This is a genomic window from Escherichia sp. TW09308, assembly GCF_000208565.1.
Classification (GTDB): Bacteria; Pseudomonadota; Gammaproteobacteria; order Enterobacterales; family Enterobacteriaceae; genus Escherichia; species Escherichia marmotae.
The window spans coordinates 301,244-318,837 of the sequence record NZ_AEME01000001.1; the positions used below are offsets into that span (position 1 = coordinate 301,244).

Genomic DNA, 17,594 nt, shown 5'->3' on the forward strand with positions numbered 1-17,594 from the left:
ATCAGGCTGATGGCTGGTGACTTTTTAGTCACCAGCCTTTTTGCGCTGTAAGGCGCCAGTAGCGTTTCACACTGTTTGACTACTGCTGTGCCTTTCAATGCTTGTTTCTATCGACGACTTAATATACTGCGACAGAGCGTCCGCTCTGTGTAAATCGCAATGAAATGGTTTAAGCGTGATAGCAACAGGCATTGCGGAAAGTATCCATTTTCCGGTCAACAAAATAGTGTTGCACAAACTGTCCGCTCAATGGACAGATGGGTCGACTTGTCAGCGAGCTGAGGAACCCTATGGTTTACTCCTATACCGAGAAAAAACGTATTCGTAAGGATTTTGGTAAACGTCCACAAGTTCTGGATGTGCCTTATCTCCTTTCTATCCAGCTTGACTCGTTTCAGAAATTTATCGAGCAAGATCCTGAAGGGCAGTATGGTCTGGAAGCTGCTTTCCGTTCCGTGTTCCCGATTCAGAGCTACAGCGGTAATTCCGAGCTGCAATACGTCAGCTACCGCCTTGGCGAACCGGTGTTTGACGTCCAGGAATGTCAAATCCGTGGCGTGACCTATTCCGCACCGCTGCGCGTTAAACTGCGTCTGGTGATCTATGAGCGCGAAGCGCCGGAAGGCACCGTAAAAGACATTAAAGAACAAGAAGTCTACATGGGCGAAATTCCGCTCATGACTGACAACGGTACTTTTGTTATCAATGGTACTGAGCGTGTTATCGTTTCCCAGTTGCACCGTAGTCCGGGCGTCTTCTTCGACTCCGACAAAGGTAAAACCCACTCTTCGGGTAAAGTACTGTATAACGCGCGTATTATTCCTTACCGTGGTTCCTGGCTGGACTTCGAATTCGATCCGAAGGACAACCTGTTCGTACGTATCGACCGTCGCCGTAAACTGCCTGCGACCATCATTCTGCGTGCCCTGAACTACACCACTGAACAGATCCTCGACCTGTTCTTCGAAAAAGTTATTTTCGAAATCCGTGATAACAAGCTGCAGATGGAACTGGTGCCGGAACGCCTGCGTGGTGAAACCGCATCTTTTGACATCGAAGCTAACGGTAAAGTGTACGTAGAAAAAGGCCGCCGTATTACTGCGCGCCACATTCGCCAACTGGAAAAAGACGACGTAAAACTGATCGAAGTCCCGGTTGAGTACATCGCAGGTAAAGTAGTTGCTAAAGACTATATTGATGAGTCTACCGGCGAGCTGATCTGCGCAGCGAACATGGAGCTGAGCCTGGATCTGCTGGCTAAGCTGAGCCAGTCTGGTCACAAGCGTATCGAAACGCTGTTCACCAACGATCTGGATCACGGCCCGTATATCTCTGAAACCTTACGTGTCGACCCAACTAATGACCGTCTGAGCGCACTGGTAGAAATCTACCGTATGATGCGTCCTGGCGAGCCGCCGACTCGTGAAGCCGCTGAAAGCCTGTTTGAGAACCTGTTCTTCTCCGAAGACCGCTATGACCTGTCTGCGGTTGGTCGTATGAAGTTCAACCGTTCTCTGCTGCGTGAAGAAATTGAAGGTTCTGGTATCCTGAGCAAAGACGACATCATTGATGTTATGAAAAAGCTCATTGATATCCGTAACGGTAAAGGCGAAGTCGATGATATCGACCACCTCGGCAACCGTCGTATCCGTTCTGTTGGCGAAATGGCGGAAAACCAGTTCCGCGTTGGCCTGGTACGTGTAGAGCGTGCGGTGAAAGAGCGTCTGTCTCTGGGCGATCTGGATACCCTGATGCCTCAGGACATGATCAACGCCAAGCCGATTTCTGCAGCAGTGAAAGAGTTCTTTGGTTCCAGTCAGTTGTCTCAGTTTATGGACCAGAACAACCCACTGTCTGAGATTACGCACAAACGTCGTATCTCCGCACTCGGCCCAGGCGGTCTGACCCGTGAACGCGCAGGCTTCGAGGTTCGAGACGTACACCCGACTCACTACGGTCGCGTATGTCCAATCGAAACCCCTGAAGGTCCGAACATCGGTCTGATCAACTCCCTGTCCGTGTACGCACAGACTAACGAATACGGCTTCCTTGAGACTCCGTATCGTAAAGTAACCGACGGTGTTGTAACTGACGAAATTCACTACCTGTCTGCTATCGAAGAAGGCAACTACGTTATCGCCCAGGCGAACTCCAACCTGGATGAAGAAGGCCACTTCGTAGAAGATCTGGTAACCTGCCGTAGCAAAGGCGAATCCAGCTTGTTCAGCCGCGACCAGGTTGACTACATGGACGTATCCACCCAGCAGGTGGTATCCGTCGGTGCGTCCCTGATCCCGTTCCTTGAACACGATGACGCCAACCGTGCATTGATGGGTGCGAACATGCAACGTCAGGCCGTTCCGACTCTGCGTGCTGATAAGCCGCTGGTTGGTACTGGTATGGAACGTGCTGTTGCCGTTGACTCCGGTGTAACTGCGGTTGCTAAACGTGGTGGTGTCGTTCAGTACGTGGATGCTTCCCGTATCGTTATCAAAGTTAACGAAGACGAGATGTACCCGGGCGAAGCAGGTATCGACATCTACAACCTGACCAAATACACCCGTTCTAACCAGAACACCTGTATCAACCAGATGCCTTGCGTGTCTCTGGGTGAGCCGGTTGAGCGTGGTGATGTGCTGGCTGATGGCCCGTCCACCGACCTCGGTGAACTGGCGCTCGGTCAGAACATGCGCGTAGCGTTCATGCCGTGGAATGGTTACAACTTCGAAGACTCCATCCTCGTATCCGAGCGTGTTGTTCAGGAAGACCGTTTCACCACCATCCACATCCAGGAGCTGGCGTGTGTGTCTCGTGACACCAAGCTGGGGCCAGAAGAGATCACCGCTGATATCCCGAACGTGGGTGAAGCTGCGCTCTCCAAACTGGATGAATCCGGTATCGTTTACATTGGTGCGGAAGTGACCGGTGGCGACATTCTGGTTGGTAAGGTAACGCCGAAAGGTGAAACCCAACTGACCCCAGAAGAGAAACTGTTGCGTGCGATCTTCGGTGAGAAAGCGTCTGACGTTAAAGACTCTTCTCTACGTGTACCAAACGGTGTATCCGGTACGGTTATCGACGTTCAGGTCTTTACTCGCGATGGCGTAGAAAAAGACAAACGTGCGTTGGAAATCGAAGAAATGCAGCTCAAACAGGCGAAGAAAGACCTGTCTGAAGAACTGCAGATCCTCGAAGCGGGTCTGTTCAGCCGTATCCGAGCTGTGCTGGTAGCCGGTGGTGTTGAAGCTGAGAAGCTCGACAAACTGCCGCGCGATCGCTGGCTGGAACTGGGCCTGACCGACGAAGAGAAACAAAATCAGCTAGAACAACTGGCTGAGCAGTATGACGAACTGAAACACGAGTTCGAGAAGAAACTCGAAGCGAAACGCCGCAAAATCACCCAGGGTGACGATCTGGCACCGGGCGTGCTGAAGATTGTTAAGGTATATCTGGCGGTTAAACGCCGTATCCAGCCTGGTGACAAGATGGCAGGTCGTCACGGTAACAAGGGTGTAATTTCTAAGATCAACCCGATCGAAGATATGCCTTACGATGAAAACGGTACGCCGGTAGACATCGTACTGAACCCGCTGGGCGTACCGTCTCGTATGAACATCGGTCAGATTCTGGAAACCCACCTGGGTATGGCTGCTAAAGGTATCGGTGACAAGATCAATGCCATGCTGAAACAGCAGCAGGAAGTCGCGAAACTGCGCGAGTTCATCCAGCGTGCCTACGATCTGGGCGCTGACGTTCGTCAGAAAGTTGACCTGAGTACCTTCAGCGATGAAGAAGTGATGCGCCTGGCTGAAAACCTGCGCAAAGGTATGCCGATCGCAACGCCGGTATTCGACGGTGCGAAAGAAGCGGAAATTAAAGAGCTTCTGAAACTTGGCGACCTGCCGACTTCTGGTCAGATCACCCTGTACGACGGCCGCACTGGTGAACAGTTCGAACGCCCGGTAACCGTAGGTTACATGTACATGCTGAAACTGAACCACCTGGTCGACGACAAGATGCACGCGCGTTCTACCGGTTCTTACAGCCTGGTTACTCAGCAGCCGCTGGGTGGTAAGGCACAGTTCGGTGGTCAGCGTTTCGGGGAGATGGAAGTGTGGGCGCTGGAAGCATACGGCGCGGCATACACCCTGCAGGAAATGCTCACCGTTAAGTCTGATGACGTGAACGGTCGTACCAAGATGTATAAGAACATCGTGGACGGCAACCATCAGATGGAACCGGGCATGCCAGAATCCTTCAACGTATTGTTGAAAGAGATTCGTTCGCTGGGTATCAACATCGAACTGGAAGACGAGTAATTCTCGCTCAAACAGGTCACTGCTGTCGGGGTAAAACCCGGCAGCGGATTGTGCTAACTCCGACGGGAGCAAATCCGTGAAAGATTTATTAAAGTTTCTGAAAGCGCAGACTAAAACCGAAGAGTTTGATGCGATCAAAATTGCTCTGGCTTCGCCAGACATGATCCGTTCATGGTCTTTCGGTGAAGTTAAAAAGCCGGAAACCATCAACTACCGTACGTTCAAACCAGAACGTGACGGCCTTTTCTGCGCCCGTATCTTTGGGCCGGTAAAAGATTACGAGTGCCTGTGCGGTAAGTACAAGCGCCTGAAACACCGCGGCGTCATCTGTGAGAAGTGCGGCGTTGAAGTGACCCAGACTAAAGTACGCCGTGAGCGTATGGGTCACATCGAGCTGGCTTCTCCGACTGCGCACATTTGGTTCCTGAAATCGCTGCCGTCCCGTATCGGTCTGCTGCTCGATATGCCGCTGCGTGATATCGAACGCGTACTGTACTTCGAATCCTATGTTGTTATCGAAGGCGGTATGACCAACCTGGAACGTCAACAGATCCTGACTGAAGAACAGTATCTGGATGCGCTGGAAGAGTTCGGTGATGAATTCGACGCGAAGATGGGTGCGGAAGCTATTCAGGCACTGCTGAAGAGCATGGATCTGGAGCAAGAGTGTGAAACTCTGCGTGAAGAGCTGAACGAAACCAACTCCGAAACCAAGCGTAAAAAACTGACCAAGCGTATCAAACTGCTGGAAGCATTCGTTCAGTCTGGTAACAAGCCAGAGTGGATGATCCTGACCGTTCTGCCGGTTCTGCCGCCAGATCTGCGTCCGCTGGTTCCGCTGGATGGTGGTCGTTTCGCGACTTCTGACCTGAACGATCTGTATCGTCGCGTCATTAACCGTAACAACCGTTTGAAACGTCTGCTGGATCTGGCAGCGCCGGACATCATCGTACGTAACGAAAAACGTATGCTGCAGGAAGCGGTTGATGCCCTGCTGGATAACGGTCGTCGCGGTCGTGCGATCACCGGTTCTAACAAGCGTCCTCTGAAATCTTTGGCCGACATGATCAAAGGTAAACAGGGTCGTTTCCGTCAGAACCTGCTCGGTAAACGTGTTGACTACTCCGGTCGTTCTGTAATCACCGTAGGTCCATACCTGCGTCTGCATCAGTGCGGTCTGCCGAAGAAAATGGCGCTGGAGCTGTTCAAACCGTTCATCTACGGCAAGCTGGAACTGCGTGGTCTTGCTACCACCATCAAAGCTGCTAAGAAAATGGTTGAACGTGAAGAAGCTGTCGTTTGGGATATCCTGGACGAAGTTATCCGCGAACACCCGGTACTGCTGAACCGTGCACCGACTCTGCACCGTCTGGGTATCCAGGCATTTGAGCCGGTACTGATCGAAGGTAAAGCTATCCAGCTACACCCGCTGGTTTGTGCGGCATATAACGCCGACTTCGATGGTGACCAGATGGCTGTTCACGTACCGCTGACGCTGGAAGCCCAGCTCGAAGCGCGTGCGCTGATGATGTCTACCAACAACATCCTGTCTCCGGCGAACGGCGAACCAATCATCGTTCCGTCTCAGGACGTTGTGCTGGGTCTGTACTACATGACCCGTGACTGTGTTAACGCCAAAGGCGAAGGCATGGTGCTGACTGGCCCGAAAGAAGCTGAGCGTATTTATCGCGCTGGCCTGGCCTCTCTGCATGCGCGCGTTAAAGTGCGTATCACCGAGTATGAAAAAGATGCTAACGGTGAATTAGTCGCGAAAACCAGCCTGAAAGACACGACCGTTGGCCGTGCCATTCTGTGGATGATTGTACCGAAAGGTCTGCCTTACTCCATCGTCAACCAGGCGCTGGGTAAAAAAGCAATCTCCAAAATGCTGAACACCTGCTACCGCATTCTCGGTCTGAAACCGACCGTTATTTTTGCGGACCAGATCATGTACACCGGCTTTGCATATGCAGCGCGTTCCGGTGCATCTGTTGGTATCGATGACATGGTCATCCCGGAGAAGAAACACGAAATCATCTCCGAGGCAGAAGCAGAAGTTGCTGAAATTCAGGAGCAGTTCCAGTCTGGTCTGGTAACTGCGGGCGAACGCTACAACAAAGTTATCGATATCTGGGCTGCGGCGAACGATCGTGTATCCAAAGCGATGATGGATAACCTGCAAACTGAAACCGTTATTAACCGTGACGGTCAGGAAGAGAAGCAGGTTTCCTTCAACAGCATCTACATGATGGCCGACTCCGGTGCGCGTGGTTCTGCGGCACAGATTCGTCAGCTTGCGGGTATGCGTGGTCTGATGGCGAAGCCGGATGGCTCCATCATCGAAACGCCAATCACCGCGAACTTCCGTGAAGGTCTGAACGTACTCCAGTACTTCATCTCCACCCACGGTGCTCGTAAAGGTCTGGCGGATACCGCACTGAAAACCGCGAACTCCGGTTACCTGACTCGTCGTCTGGTTGACGTCGCGCAGGACCTGGTGGTTACCGAAGATGATTGTGGTACTCATGAAGGTATCATGATGACCCCAGTTATCGAGGGTGGCGACGTTAAAGAGCCGCTGCGCGATCGCGTACTGGGTCGTGTAACTGCTGAAGACGTTCTGAAGCCGGGTACTGCTGACATCCTCGTTCCGCGCAACACACTGCTGCACGAACAGTGGTGTGACCTGCTGGAAGAGAACTCTGTCGACGCGGTTAAAGTTCGTTCTGTTGTATCTTGTGACACCGACTTTGGTGTATGTGCGCACTGCTACGGTCGTGACCTGGCGCGTGGCCACATCATCAATAAAGGTGAAGCTATCGGTGTTATCGCGGCACAGTCCATCGGTGAACCGGGTACACAGTTGACCATGCGTACGTTCCACATCGGTGGTGCGGCATCGCGTGCGGCTGCTGAATCCAGCATCCAGGTGAAAAACAAAGGTAGCATCAAACTCAGCAACGTGAAGTCGGTTGTGAACTCCAGCGGTAAACTGGTTATCACTTCCCGTAACACCGAACTGAAACTGATCGACGAATTTGGTCGTACCAAAGAAAGCTACAAAGTGCCTTACGGTGCGGTACTGGCGAAAGGCGATGGCGAACAGGTTGCTGGCGGCGAAACCGTTGCAAACTGGGATCCGCACACCATGCCAGTTATCACTGAAGTAAGCGGTTTTGTTCGCTTTACTGACATGATCGACGGCCAGACCATTACTCGTCAGACCGACGAATTGACCGGTCTGTCTTCGCTGGTTGTTCTGGATTCTGCAGAGCGTACCGCAGGTGGTAAAGATCTGCGTCCGGCACTGAAAATCGTTGATGCTCAGGGTAACGACGTTCTGATCCCAGGTACTGATATGCCTGCGCAGTACTTCCTGCCGGGTAAAGCGATTGTTCAACTGGAAGATGGCGTACAGATCAGCTCTGGTGACACTCTGGCGCGTATTCCGCAGGAATCTGGCGGTACTAAAGACATCACCGGTGGTCTGCCGCGCGTTGCAGACCTGTTTGAAGCTCGTCGTCCGAAAGAGCCGGCAATCCTGGCTGAAATCAGCGGTGTCGTTTCCTTCGGTAAAGAAACCAAAGGCAAACGTCGTCTGGTTATCACCCCGGTAGACGGCAGCGAACCGTACGAAGAGATGATTCCGAAATGGCGTCAGCTCAACGTGTTCGAAGGTGAACGTGTAGAACGTGGTGACGTTATTTCCGACGGTCCGGAAGCACCGCACGACATTCTGCGTCTGCGTGGTGTTCATGCTGTTACTCGTTACATCGTTAACGAAGTACAGGACGTATACCGTCTGCAGGGCGTTAAGATTAACGATAAACACATCGAAGTTATCGTTCGTCAGATGCTGCGTAAAGCCACCATCGTTAACGCAGGTAGCTCCGACTTCCTGGAAGGCGAACAGGTTGAATACTCTCGCGTCAAGATCGCAAACCGCGAACTGGAAGCGAACGGCAAAGTGGGGGCAACTTACTCCCGCGATCTGCTGGGTATCACCAAAGCGTCTCTGGCAACCGAGTCCTTCATCTCTGCAGCATCGTTCCAGGAAACTACACGTGTCCTGACCGAAGCCGCTGTTGCAGGTAAACGTGATGAACTGCGCGGTCTGAAAGAGAACGTTATCGTTGGTCGTCTGATCCCAGCCGGTACGGGTTATGCGTATCACCAGGATCGTATGCGCCGCCGTGCCGCAGGTGAGGCTCCGGCTGCACCGCAGGTGACTGCAGAAGACGCATCTGCCAGCCTGGCAGAACTGCTGAACGCAGGTCTGGGTGGTTCTGACAACGAGTAATCGTTAATCCACAAATAACTTAAAAACCCGCTTCGGCGGGTTTTTTTATGGGTTTAGTTCAGAATTCATATAGTTAACCAGAAATATTAAGAAAGGCAGGGCGAAACGAGGAAGAAGCTTTTCGCCCTGGACAACATTCCTGCTGACGGCACTACCATAAAAAAACGGAAGACTTTCAACAAGTTTCCGTTTTCCATCTTTCGTAACTGCTCGGAATAAATTTATGCTCTTACATTCAGTCTCAAAAGCGTTGCGAGGCGCGTCCCAGATAGCTGTCCCAGTCTTTCCATACCGGCTGCAAGCCTTGGGCGGTCAACGCGGCGGCAACAACTTCTGGCCTGCGATCGTCGTGCGGTGAGAATTGTTCCAGTTCAGGGTGACCGTCGGCATAGCCACCTGGCTGCGTTTTCGAGAAGGCGCTGACGTTATTTATTGCCAGCGGAATAACGCGATCGCGAAACCACGGTGATTCCCGCGTGGAGAGTGAGAGTTCAATCTCCGGCGCAAACAGGCGGAAGGAGCAGATGGTTTGCACTAGCTGGCGTTCATCCATAATCGACGCTGGTTCAATGCCGCCAGTACATGGCCGCAACCGTGGGAAGGAGACAGAGTAGCGGCTTTGCCAGTAATGCTGTTGCAGCCACAGCAAATGCTCGGCAACCATGTAGCAGTCAACGCGCCAGTTGTCGGAAAGGCCGATTAGCGCGCCAAGGCCTATCTTATCAATCCCCGCACGACCCAGTCGGTCTGGTGTTTCCAGTCGCCAGAAGAAGTCCTGTTTTTTCCCTTTCAGATGATGGCGGGCATACGTCGCCTCGTGATATGTCTCCTGATAAACCATTACCCCATCCAGACCAAGTTGCTTTAACTCGGCGTATTCCGCTTCTGTCAGTGGTTGTACTTCCATCTGTAGCGAAGAGAACTGTTCACGCAGGATAGGAAGGTGGCGACGAAAGTAATCCATCCCTACTTTCGCCTGATGTTCACCGGTGACCAGCAACAGATGCTCAAAGCCCATTGCCTTAATAGCGGCGCTTTCCCTGGAGATGTCTGCTTCATCCAGCGTTTTGCGCTTGATGCGATTGCTCATGGAAAATCCACAATAGGTGCAGTCGTTAGCACAAAGATTAGAAAGATAGAGCGGGACGTAGAAGTTGACGGTATTGCCAAATCGTTGGCGTGTCAGACGTTGCGCCCGTTGGGCCAGTGGTTCCAGATAATCACTGGCGGCAGGCGAGAGCAATGCCATCATGTCGTCGCGGGTAAGTGACGGCGCATTTAGCGCCCGCTCTACGTCAGCGGCCGTTTTACTGTTGATGCGCAGACGGATGTCGTCCCAGTCCAGTTCTCGCCAGCGATTGCTGAAGGTTTTCATGCTGAAACCTCCAGAAATCCGGTCAGTGGGCTGGTGGCATGAGCAAAGCTACTTCGGCTGCCAGGCCCAGCCTGACGCGCCAGCAGGCCAGCTTCTACTGCCAGACGAAATGCTTTTGCCATGTTGATGGGATCGTCCGCGACGGCAATCGCTGTATTTACTAATACGGCGTCGGCCCCCATTTCCAGCGCCTGCGCGGCATGACTCGGAACGCCGATGCCCGCATCAACCACCACCGGAACCGTGGCTTGCTGGATAATAATCTCCAGCATGGCGCGGGTTTCCAGTCCCTGATTAGAGCCAATTGGTGCGCCGAGCGGCATTACCGCCGCGCAACCGACTTCTTCCAGACGTTTGCACAATACCGGATCGGCACTGCAGTAGGGCAGCACGACAAATCCCTGCTGCACCAGTGTTTCGGCGGCTTTCAGGGTTTCGATGGGATCGGGCAACAACCAGCGGGCGTCAGGGTGAATCTCCAACTTCAGCCAGTGTGTGCCTAACGCCTCACGTGCCAGGTGAGCAGCGAAAATGGCTTCTTCTGCTGTTTTCGCCCCGGAAGTATTCGGCAGCAGCGTCACACCCGCAGCGATAAGCGGATCGAGGATAGCGTCGTTGTGCTGGCGCAAGTCGACGCGTTTCATTGCCAGCGTCACCAGTTGACTGCCGGAAGCGCGGATCGCCTCCACCATCAGTTGCGAAGAGGCGAATTTCCCGGTGCCGGTAAACAGATGTGAATCAAACGTTTTGTCCGCAATACGTAACATCTCACCCCCCTGCAATAACCTGAAAAAGCAGGATCTGGTCGCCATCCTGCACGATATGTTGCGCCCATTGCTCGCGCGGGACGATTTGTTGATTAATCGCCAGCGCTGCGCCCGCTTGTTGTTGATTGAGTTGCTCCAGCAGCTCGTGAACAGTTTGTCCGGCGGCGAACTGCATCGGTTGATCGTTAAACAGGATCTGCATTGCATCCTCCACATACAGGGCATTCTGTGGCGCGGCGCAACGCCAGGCTGCGCCACTGGTTCGATTTACCGTCGAACAAACGGAGTTCTCCCGCAGGTGTCTCTATATCGCTTAATAACTTAATTGCTTCCAGTGCCTGCAAAGTACCCATAACCCCGACCACCGGGCCAACCACGCCCGCCGTGCGGCAGTTGCGTTCAGGCTCCAGGTTATCCGGCCACAGACAGCGATAACACCCCTGTTCCCAGGGTGGCGTCAGTACCATCAACTGACCACCAAAACCGACCGCGCTGGCGGTGATAAGCGGCGTGTTGAGTGCCACGCAGGCGGCGTTAATCTCCTGGCGAGTCGCCATATTGTCGGTACAGTCGAGCACCACATCGGCTTGTGCTACCGCATCTTTTAAGGCATGACCCGTTAGCCGTTGTTGTAATGCCATCAGTTGAATATCGGGATTCAATTGCGTCAGTCGCTGTTGGCAGACCTGCGATTTCGGGCGGTCGATATCTTCAGTGGTAAAGAGGATTTGCCGCTGCAGATTACTCAAATGCACATCGTCGTCATCTGCCAGCACCAGAGTTCCGATACCAGCGCCAGCCAGGTACAGCGCAGCAGGCGTACCCAGCCCGCCAAGGCCGATAATCAGCACCTGGCTGTCGAGCAGTTTTTGCTGGCCTTCAATGGCGATGTCATCGAGCAGGATTTGGCGGCTATAACGCATAAAATCACGGTCATTCATCGCCAACTCCTGCAATTTCCAACAACTGAGCTGTTGCCGCACGCCAGTCTGTCGCCTGGGTAATGGCACTGACGACGGCGATGCTACCGACACCCGTCGCCATCACCGCAGGTGCGCGCGCCAGACTGATACCGCCAATCGCCACGGTGGGATAATCAGCCAGGCGCTCAATGTGCCGAGCCAGTTGCGCCAGCCCCTGCGGCGCGGAAGGCATCTGTTTGGTTTGCGTGGGGAACACATGCCCCAGCGCGATATAAGAAGGGCGTGCTGCCAGCGTGACGTCGATTTCCATGTCATCATGGGTCGAAACGCCCAGCCGCAGGCCTGCCGCGCGGATAGCGGCGAGATCGGTGGATTGCAAATCTTCCTGCCCCAGATGGACACCATACGCCTGATGCCTGATCGCCAGTTGCCAGTAATCGTTGATAAACAGTCGTGCGTTATAGCGGTGACCCAGTTCAATTGCCGCTACGACATCAGCTTCCACCTCTTCATCGCGCTGATCTTTAATGCGTAGCTGGAGGGTGCGCACGCCCGCGTCCAGCATGCGTTCGATCCACTGCACACTGTCCACTACTGGATACAGCCCTAAACGAAAAGGTACACGAGGAAAATCAGGCTGATACATCATGCTTCCTCCTTACGCAGGTAGATTTCTCCGCCTCTGGCGCGGAAGTTCTCCGACATATCCGCCATTCCTACTTCAATGGTTTGCGCGGCGGCATAATCGCGCACTTCCTGGCTGATTTTCATCGAGCAGAATTTCGGTCCACACATCGAGCAGAAATGGGCGACCTTGCCAGACTCTTGCGGCAGGGTTTCATCGTGGTAAGCGCGGGCGGTAAACGGATCGAGGGCCAGATTAAACTGGTCTTCCCAGCGAAATTCGAAACGGGCTTTCGACATGGCGTTATCGCGAATTTGTGCGCCCGGATGCCCCTTTGCCAGGTCGGCGGCGTGGGCGGCAATCTTATAGGTGATAAGTCCCTGCTTAACGTCTTCTTTATTGGGCAGACCCAGGTGCTCTTTTGGCGTTACGTAGCAGAGCATCGCGCAGCCAAACCAGCCAATCATCGCTGCGCCAATCCCCGAAGTGAAATGGTCATAGCCCGGCGCAATGTCGGTAGTCAGCGGCCCGAGGGTATAGAATGGTGCTTCGTGGCAGTGCTCTAACTCCTCGGTCATATTGCGGCGAATCATTTGCATCGGCACATGCCCGGGGCCTTCAATCATCACCTGCACGTCATATTCCCAGGCGATTTTGGTCAGTTCGTCCCAGCGTATGCAGCTCGGCAAACTGTGCTTCATCGTTAGCATCCTGAATCGAACCGGGACGCAGGCCATCGCCCAGCGACAGCGAAACGTCATAAGCGGCGCAGATTTCACAAATTTCGCGGAAGTGTTGATAGAGGAAGTTTTCCTGATGATGGGAGAGGCACCATTTCGCCATAATCGAACCGCCGCGCGACACAATACCGGTCAGACGTTTAGCGGTCATTGGCACGTAGCGCAGGAGAACGCCCGCATGAATCGTGAAGTAATCCACACCTTGCTCGGCCTGTTCCAGCAGCGTGTCTCGGAACGTTTCCCAGGTAAGATCTTCAGCGATCCCGTTAACCTTTTCCAGCGCCTGATAGATCGGCACAGTACCGATCGGCACCGGGCTGTTGCGCAAAATCCACTCGCGGGTTTCGTGAATATAGCGACCGGTAGAGAGATCCATCACAGTATCCGCTCCCCAGCGCGTGGACCACACCAGTTTTTCCACTTCTTCTTCAATGGAAGAGGTGACCGCTGAGTTGCCGATATTGGCATTCACTTTCACCAGAAAGTTGCGACCAATGATCATTGGCTCAGATTCCGGATGATTGATATTGGCGGGGATAATGGCGCGTCCGGCAGCGACTTCGTCACGGACAAACTCCGCGGTGATATTTTCCGGCAGGCGAGCACCAAAGCTCATACCCGGATGCTGGTGGCGCAAAACTTCGCTACGGATGCGCTCGCGCCCCATGTTCTCGCGAATGGCGATGAACTCCATCTCCGGCGTGATGATGCCCCGGCGGGCGTAGTGTAACTGCGTAACGCGATGGCCTGCTTTGGCGCGTTTTGGCGTTAATACGCCGCTAAAACGCAGTTCATCGAGGCCGTCATCCGCCAGTCGCGCTTTAGTGTAATCGGAACTGCGAACGGTGAGTGCTTCAGTGTCGCCGCGTGCATCGATCCACGGCTGGCGCAGTTTTGCCAGCCCTTGCTGTACGTTAATCGCGATTTGCGGGTCGCCATACGGGCCGGAGGTATCGTAGACCGGAATCGCTTCATTTTCTTCGTACTGTGGCTGTTCTTTGCTGCCGCCGATTAGCGTCGGGCTAAGCTGGATCTCACGCATCGGCACGCGCACGCCAGGATGTGTGCCGGTGATGTAAATCCGTTTTGAGTTGGGAAAGGCGGTGCCTTCCAGGGTATCGATAAAATGTTGGGCCTGGGCGCGTTGCTCGCGGCGGGTCAGTTTTGTTGCAGACATAGCTCATTCCAAAAGTTAAGGACGTGGCTTGTCAGACGACGGATGAAGCAAGAGATGATCGCCGCAAAGGCGATGCAATAGCAGATTAACTCTTGTTCCCTTCGCAGGTATTAGCCTGATCAGGTTCCGCGGATCCCGAATGAACGGTCTCAGCCAGTTAAGGCACTCCGACAAGAAATTAGCCCCGCAAACGGGGCGTTGAATGTAAATTACGCGTTAACAGCGCATAACTCAAGCAAGATGTTTGAGGCGGGCAGCGTCAAGCACCAGCAGAATTAGCTTATCTTCCAGCACAAAGCGTGCTTCCAGCGCTTCACCGATGTCAGATAAAACCTGTTGAAACTCAAGATAATTATCATGATCTATGGCGGTTTCCAGACTGGAATCGTAGTAATCCATAATCTGCTGCGTGTTGGCTTCCAGTTGCGGCCAAATCTTCGCGGCGCGAGCGAGCTGCCCGTTGCCTTCCAGTTTATGCAGAATGCGCTCATAAATACTGAAATGCCCGGCAGAAAGGTAATCGACCAGACTCTGGCAAAAATCATCAAGGGCTTTTTCGTTTAGCCTCATGTACGATTCTTTGCCAGGCTTAATGCCAACCAAATTGTAGTAAGCCACGAGCAGATGCTTACGTACATGTAGCCAGCGATCAACCAGTTTGTTACTTCCTCTGACGTGTTCCGTCAGGTTATCGAGCTGGTTAAGCATGATTGACTCCGCAAGTTTGTCTTCAAAAACTGCTCAGTGAGAATGTAAAAAACATGTTAAACATGCCAGTGAAGCAAAGGTAGTGCAAGAGCTATGGATCGTATAATTGAAAAATTAGATCACGGTTGGTGGATAGTCAGCCATGAGCAAAAATTATGGTTGCCGAAGGGAGAATTGCCATATGGCAAAGCGGCAAATTTTGATCTTGTGGGTCAGCGCGCACTGCAGATAGGCGAATGGCAAGGAGAACCTGTTTGGCTGGTACAACAGCAGCGTCGCCATGATATGGGCTCGGTGCGCCAGGTTATTGATCTGGACGTCGGGCTGTTTCAATTAGCCGGACGCGGCGTGCAACTGGCGGAGTTTTACCGTTCGCATAAATACTGCGGATATTGCGGGCATGAAATGTACCCAAGCAAAACCGAATGGGCGATGCTGTGCAGCCACTGCCGTGAGCGTTACTACCCACAAATCGCTCCCTGCATTATCGTTGCCATCCGTCGCGATGATTCGATCCTACTTGCCCAGCATACCCGGCATCGTAACGGTGTCCATACGGTACTCGCCGGATTTGTCGAAGTCGGAGAAACCCTCGAACAGGCGGTCGCGCGGGAAGTGATGGAAGAGAGTGGCATCAAAGTCAGGAATTTGCGTTATGTGACCTCTCAGCCGTGGCCGTTTCCTCAGTCGCTGATGACTGCGTTTATGGCGGAGTATGACAGTGGTGACATCGTGATTGATCCGAAAGAACTGCTGGAGGCGAACTGGTATCGCTACGACGATTTACCATTATTGCCACCACCGGGCACTGTGGCGCGCCGTCTGATAGAAGATACGGTGGCGATGTGTCGGGCAGAGTATGAGTGATGATACACTGACCGCCTGACGCACTAAGGAACAGCCAAAATGACCGAACTCAAAAACGATCGTTATCTGCGGGCGCTGCTGCGCCAGCCCGTTGATGTCACTCCAGTATGGATGATGCGCCAGGCGGGTCGCTACCTACCGGAATATAAAGCTACTCGCGCTCAGGCGGGCGATTTTATGTCGTTGTGCAAAAACGCCGAGCTGGCGTGCGAAGTCACCTTGCAGCCGCTACGTCGCTATCCGCTGGACGCGGCGATTCTGTTTTCCGATATTCTCACCGTTCCGGATGCAATGGGGTTAGGACTCTATTTTGAAGCCGGAGAAGGCCCGCGATTCACCTCGCCAGTCACCTGTAAAGCAGACGTCGATAAACTGCCGATTCCGGATCCGGAAGATGAACTGGGTTACGTGATGAACGCAGTACGTACCATTCGTCGCGAACTGAAAGGCGAAGTACCACTAATTGGTTTTTCCGGCAGCCCGTGGACGCTGGCGACCTACATGGTGGAAGGCGGTAGTAGCAAAGCTTTCACCGTGATCAAAAAAATGATGTATGCCGATCCGCAAGCGCTGCATGCGCTACTCGATAAATTGGCGAAAAGCGTCACCCTGTACCTGAACGCGCAAATCAAAGCCGGTGCGCAAGCGGTGATGATTTTCGACACCTGGGGCGGCGTGCTCACCGGACGTGACTATCAACAGTTCTCGCTCTACTACATGCATAAAATTGTCGATGGGTTGCTGCGTGAAAACGACGGCCGCCGTGTGCCGGTAACACTGTTTACCAAAGGCGGTGGACAGTGGCTGGAAGCGATGGCGGAAACTGGTTGCGATGCGCTGGGTCTCGACTGGACAACGGATATCGCTGATGCGCGCCGCCGCGTGGGTAATAAAGTCGCGTTGCAGGGCAATATGGACCCATCGATGCTGTATGCGCCGCCAGCCCGCATTGAAGAAGAAGTGGCGACAATTCTTGCCGGTTTCGGTCATGGTGAAGGTCATGTCTTCAACCTTGGTCACGGCATTCACCAGGATGTACCGCCAGAACATGCCGGTGTCTTTGTGGAGGCAGTACATCGGTTGTCCGAACAGTACCACCGTTAAGGAGTGATTATGGATCTCGCGTCATTACGCGCTCAACAACTTGAACTGGCCTCTTCTGTGATCCGCGAGGATCGACTCGATAAAGATCCTCCGGATCTGATCGCCGGAGCCGATGTTGGGTTTGAGCAGGGCGGAGATGTGACGCGAGCGGCGATAGTGCTGCTGAAATATCCCACTCTTGAGCTGGTGGAGTATAAAGTGGCTCGCATCGCCACCACCATGCCTTACATTCCTGGTTTTCTTTCCTTCCGCGAATATCCTGCGCTGCTGGCAGCGTGGGAGATGCTGTCGCAAAAACCGGATTTAGTGTTTGTCGACGGTCATGGGATCTCGCATCCGCGTCGTCTTGGCGTCGCCAGTCATTTTGGCTTATTAGTCGATGTGCCAACCATTGGCGTGGCGAAAAAACGGCTATGCGGTAAATTCGAACCACTCTCCAGCGAACCGGGCGCACTGTCGCCGTTGATGGACAAAGGCGAGCAACTGGCCTGGGTCTGGCGTAGCAAAGCGCGCTGTAATCCGCTGTTTATTGCTACTGGTCATCGGATCAGCGTGGATAGCGCGCTGGCGTGGGTACAACGCTGCATGAAAGGCTATCGTCTGCCAGAACCAACGCGCTGGGCGGATGCTGTGGCCTCGGAACGTCCGGCGTTCGTGCGCTATACAGCAAATCAGCCCTAATTCAGGTA

At 53.4% G+C, this 17,594-nt stretch carries 11 protein-coding genes, 1 pseudogene and 1 riboswitch; of the genes and pseudogenes, 5 read left to right on the forward strand and 7 right to left on the reverse strand.

The features are described 5' to 3' along the window. Positions 1-290: 290 nt before the first annotated feature. Both rpoB and rpoC read left to right on the forward strand, forming a co-directional pair. On the forward strand, positions 291-4,319 hold the full coding sequence (gene rpoB, locus ESM_RS0101600) for a DNA-directed RNA polymerase subunit beta (RefSeq protein WP_001314338.1): 4,029 nt from the start codon (positions 291-293) through the stop codon (positions 4,317-4,319). A gap of 76 nt (positions 4,320-4,395) precedes the next feature. Then, positions 4,396-8,619 (forward strand): DNA-directed RNA polymerase subunit beta', encoded by a 4,224-nt coding sequence (gene rpoC / locus ESM_RS0101605; RefSeq protein WP_000653962.1) that lies wholly within the window; start codon positions 4,396-4,398, stop codon positions 8,617-8,619. A gap of 241 nt (positions 8,620-8,860) precedes the next feature. Here the strand turns inward: rpoC and thiH are convergent, their stop codons facing one another. The 7 genes and pseudogenes from thiH to ESM_RS0101640 all read right to left on the reverse strand — a co-directional run bounded on the left by thiH (position 8,861) and on the right by ESM_RS0101640 (position 14,934). Then, on the reverse strand, positions 8,861-9,994 hold the full coding sequence (gene thiH / locus ESM_RS0101610; protein ID WP_000847549.1) for a 2-iminoacetate synthase ThiH: 1,134 nt from the start codon (positions 9,992-9,994) through the stop codon (positions 8,861-8,863). Then, entirely contained in the window at positions 9,991-10,761 is a 771-nt protein-coding gene (gene thiG, locus ESM_RS0101615) for a thiazole synthase (RefSeq protein ID WP_000944086.1), read from the reverse strand. Before thiG ends, thiH begins: the two co-directional genes overlap by 4 nt. 1 nt (position 10,762) lies before the next feature. After that, positions 10,763-10,963: a sulfur carrier protein ThiS gene (gene thiS / locus ESM_RS0101620; protein WP_001166252.1), complete on the reverse strand. Its 201-nt coding sequence runs from the start codon at positions 10,961-10,963 to the stop codon at positions 10,763-10,765. After that, on the reverse strand, positions 10,947-11,702 hold the full coding sequence (gene thiF, locus ESM_RS0101625) for a thiazole biosynthesis adenylyltransferase ThiF (protein WP_001517536.1): 756 nt from the start codon (positions 11,700-11,702) through the stop codon (positions 10,947-10,949). Before thiF ends, thiS begins: the two co-directional genes overlap by 17 nt. Beyond that, complete coding sequence (gene thiE, locus ESM_RS0101630; protein ID WP_010375901.1) at positions 11,695-12,330, reverse strand: thiamine phosphate synthase; 636 nt, start codon at positions 12,328-12,330, stop codon at positions 11,695-11,697. The genes thiF and thiE overlap by 8 nt, the downstream gene beginning before the upstream one ends. Next, positions 12,330-14,226: pseudogene (gene thiC / locus ESM_RS01000000123735) on the reverse strand (phosphomethylpyrimidine synthase ThiC). The gene thiE and the pseudogene thiC overlap by 1 nt, the downstream one beginning before the upstream one ends. 79 nt (positions 14,227-14,305) lie before the next feature. Continuing rightward, a riboswitch (TPP riboswitch) is annotated at positions 14,306-14,406 on the reverse strand. A 51-nt stretch (positions 14,407-14,457) separates the two neighbouring features. Then, on the reverse strand, positions 14,458-14,934 hold the full coding sequence (locus tag ESM_RS0101640; RefSeq protein ID WP_000934291.1) for an Rsd/AlgQ family anti-sigma factor: 477 nt from the start codon (positions 14,932-14,934) through the stop codon (positions 14,458-14,460). Between the two features lie 93 nt (positions 14,935-15,027). On the opposite strand from ESM_RS0101640, the gene nudC reads away from it, so the two are divergent. The 3 genes from nudC to nfi are packed head-to-tail and all read left to right on the forward strand — an operon-like array spanning position 15,028 to position 17,586. Continuing rightward, a complete protein-coding gene (nudC, locus tag ESM_RS0101645; protein ID WP_000373924.1) occupies positions 15,028-15,801 on the forward strand; it encodes an NAD(+) diphosphatase in 774 nt (257 codons plus the stop codon). 39 nt (positions 15,802-15,840) lie between these two features. Beyond that, positions 15,841-16,905 carry a uroporphyrinogen decarboxylase gene (gene hemE, locus ESM_RS0101650; protein ID WP_000137657.1) on the forward strand — a complete coding sequence of 355 codons (1,065 nt, stop codon included), beginning with the start codon at positions 15,841-15,843 and terminating at the stop codon, positions 16,903-16,905. A 9-nt stretch (positions 16,906-16,914) separates the two neighbouring features. Beyond that, the gene (gene nfi, locus ESM_RS0101655) at positions 16,915-17,586 is read left to right on the forward strand and encodes a deoxyribonuclease V (RefSeq protein WP_000362400.1); all 672 of its coding nucleotides are present in this window, start codon (positions 16,915-16,917) and stop codon (positions 17,584-17,586) included. Positions 17,587-17,594 lie beyond the last annotated feature (8 nt).

Bases quoted from the DNA above. Each gene is read 5' to 3' on its own strand.
- thiS (WP_001166252.1), bottom strand. From the start codon at position 10,963: ATGCAGATCCTGTTTAACGATCAACCGATGCAGTTCGCCGCCGGACAA.
- thiH (WP_000847549.1), bottom strand. From the start codon at position 9,994: ATGAAAACCTTCAGCAATCGCTGGCGAGAACTGGACTGGGACGACATC.
- thiE (WP_010375901.1), bottom strand. From the start codon at position 12,330: ATGTATCAGCCTGATTTTCCTCGTGTACCTTTTCGTTTAGGGCTGTAT.
- nudC (WP_000373924.1), top strand. From the start codon at position 15,028: ATGGATCGTATAATTGAAAAATTAGATCACGGTTGGTGGATAGTCAGC.
- thiF (WP_001517536.1), bottom strand. From the start codon at position 11,702: ATGAATGACCGTGATTTTATGCGTTATAGCCGCCAAATCCTGCTCGAT.
- hemE (WP_000137657.1), top strand. From the start codon at position 15,841: ATGACCGAACTCAAAAACGATCGTTATCTGCGGGCGCTGCTGCGCCAG.
- ESM_RS0101640 (WP_000934291.1), bottom strand. From the start codon at position 14,934: ATGCTTAACCAGCTCGATAACCTGACGGAACACGTCAGAGGAAGTAAC.
- nfi (WP_000362400.1), top strand. From the start codon at position 16,915: ATGGATCTCGCGTCATTACGCGCTCAACAACTTGAACTGGCCTCTTCT.
- rpoB (WP_001314338.1), top strand. From the start codon at position 291: ATGGTTTACTCCTATACCGAGAAAAAACGTATTCGTAAGGATTTTGGT.
- thiG (WP_000944086.1), bottom strand. From the start codon at position 10,761: ATGTTACGTATTGCGGACAAAACGTTTGATTCACATCTGTTTACCGGC.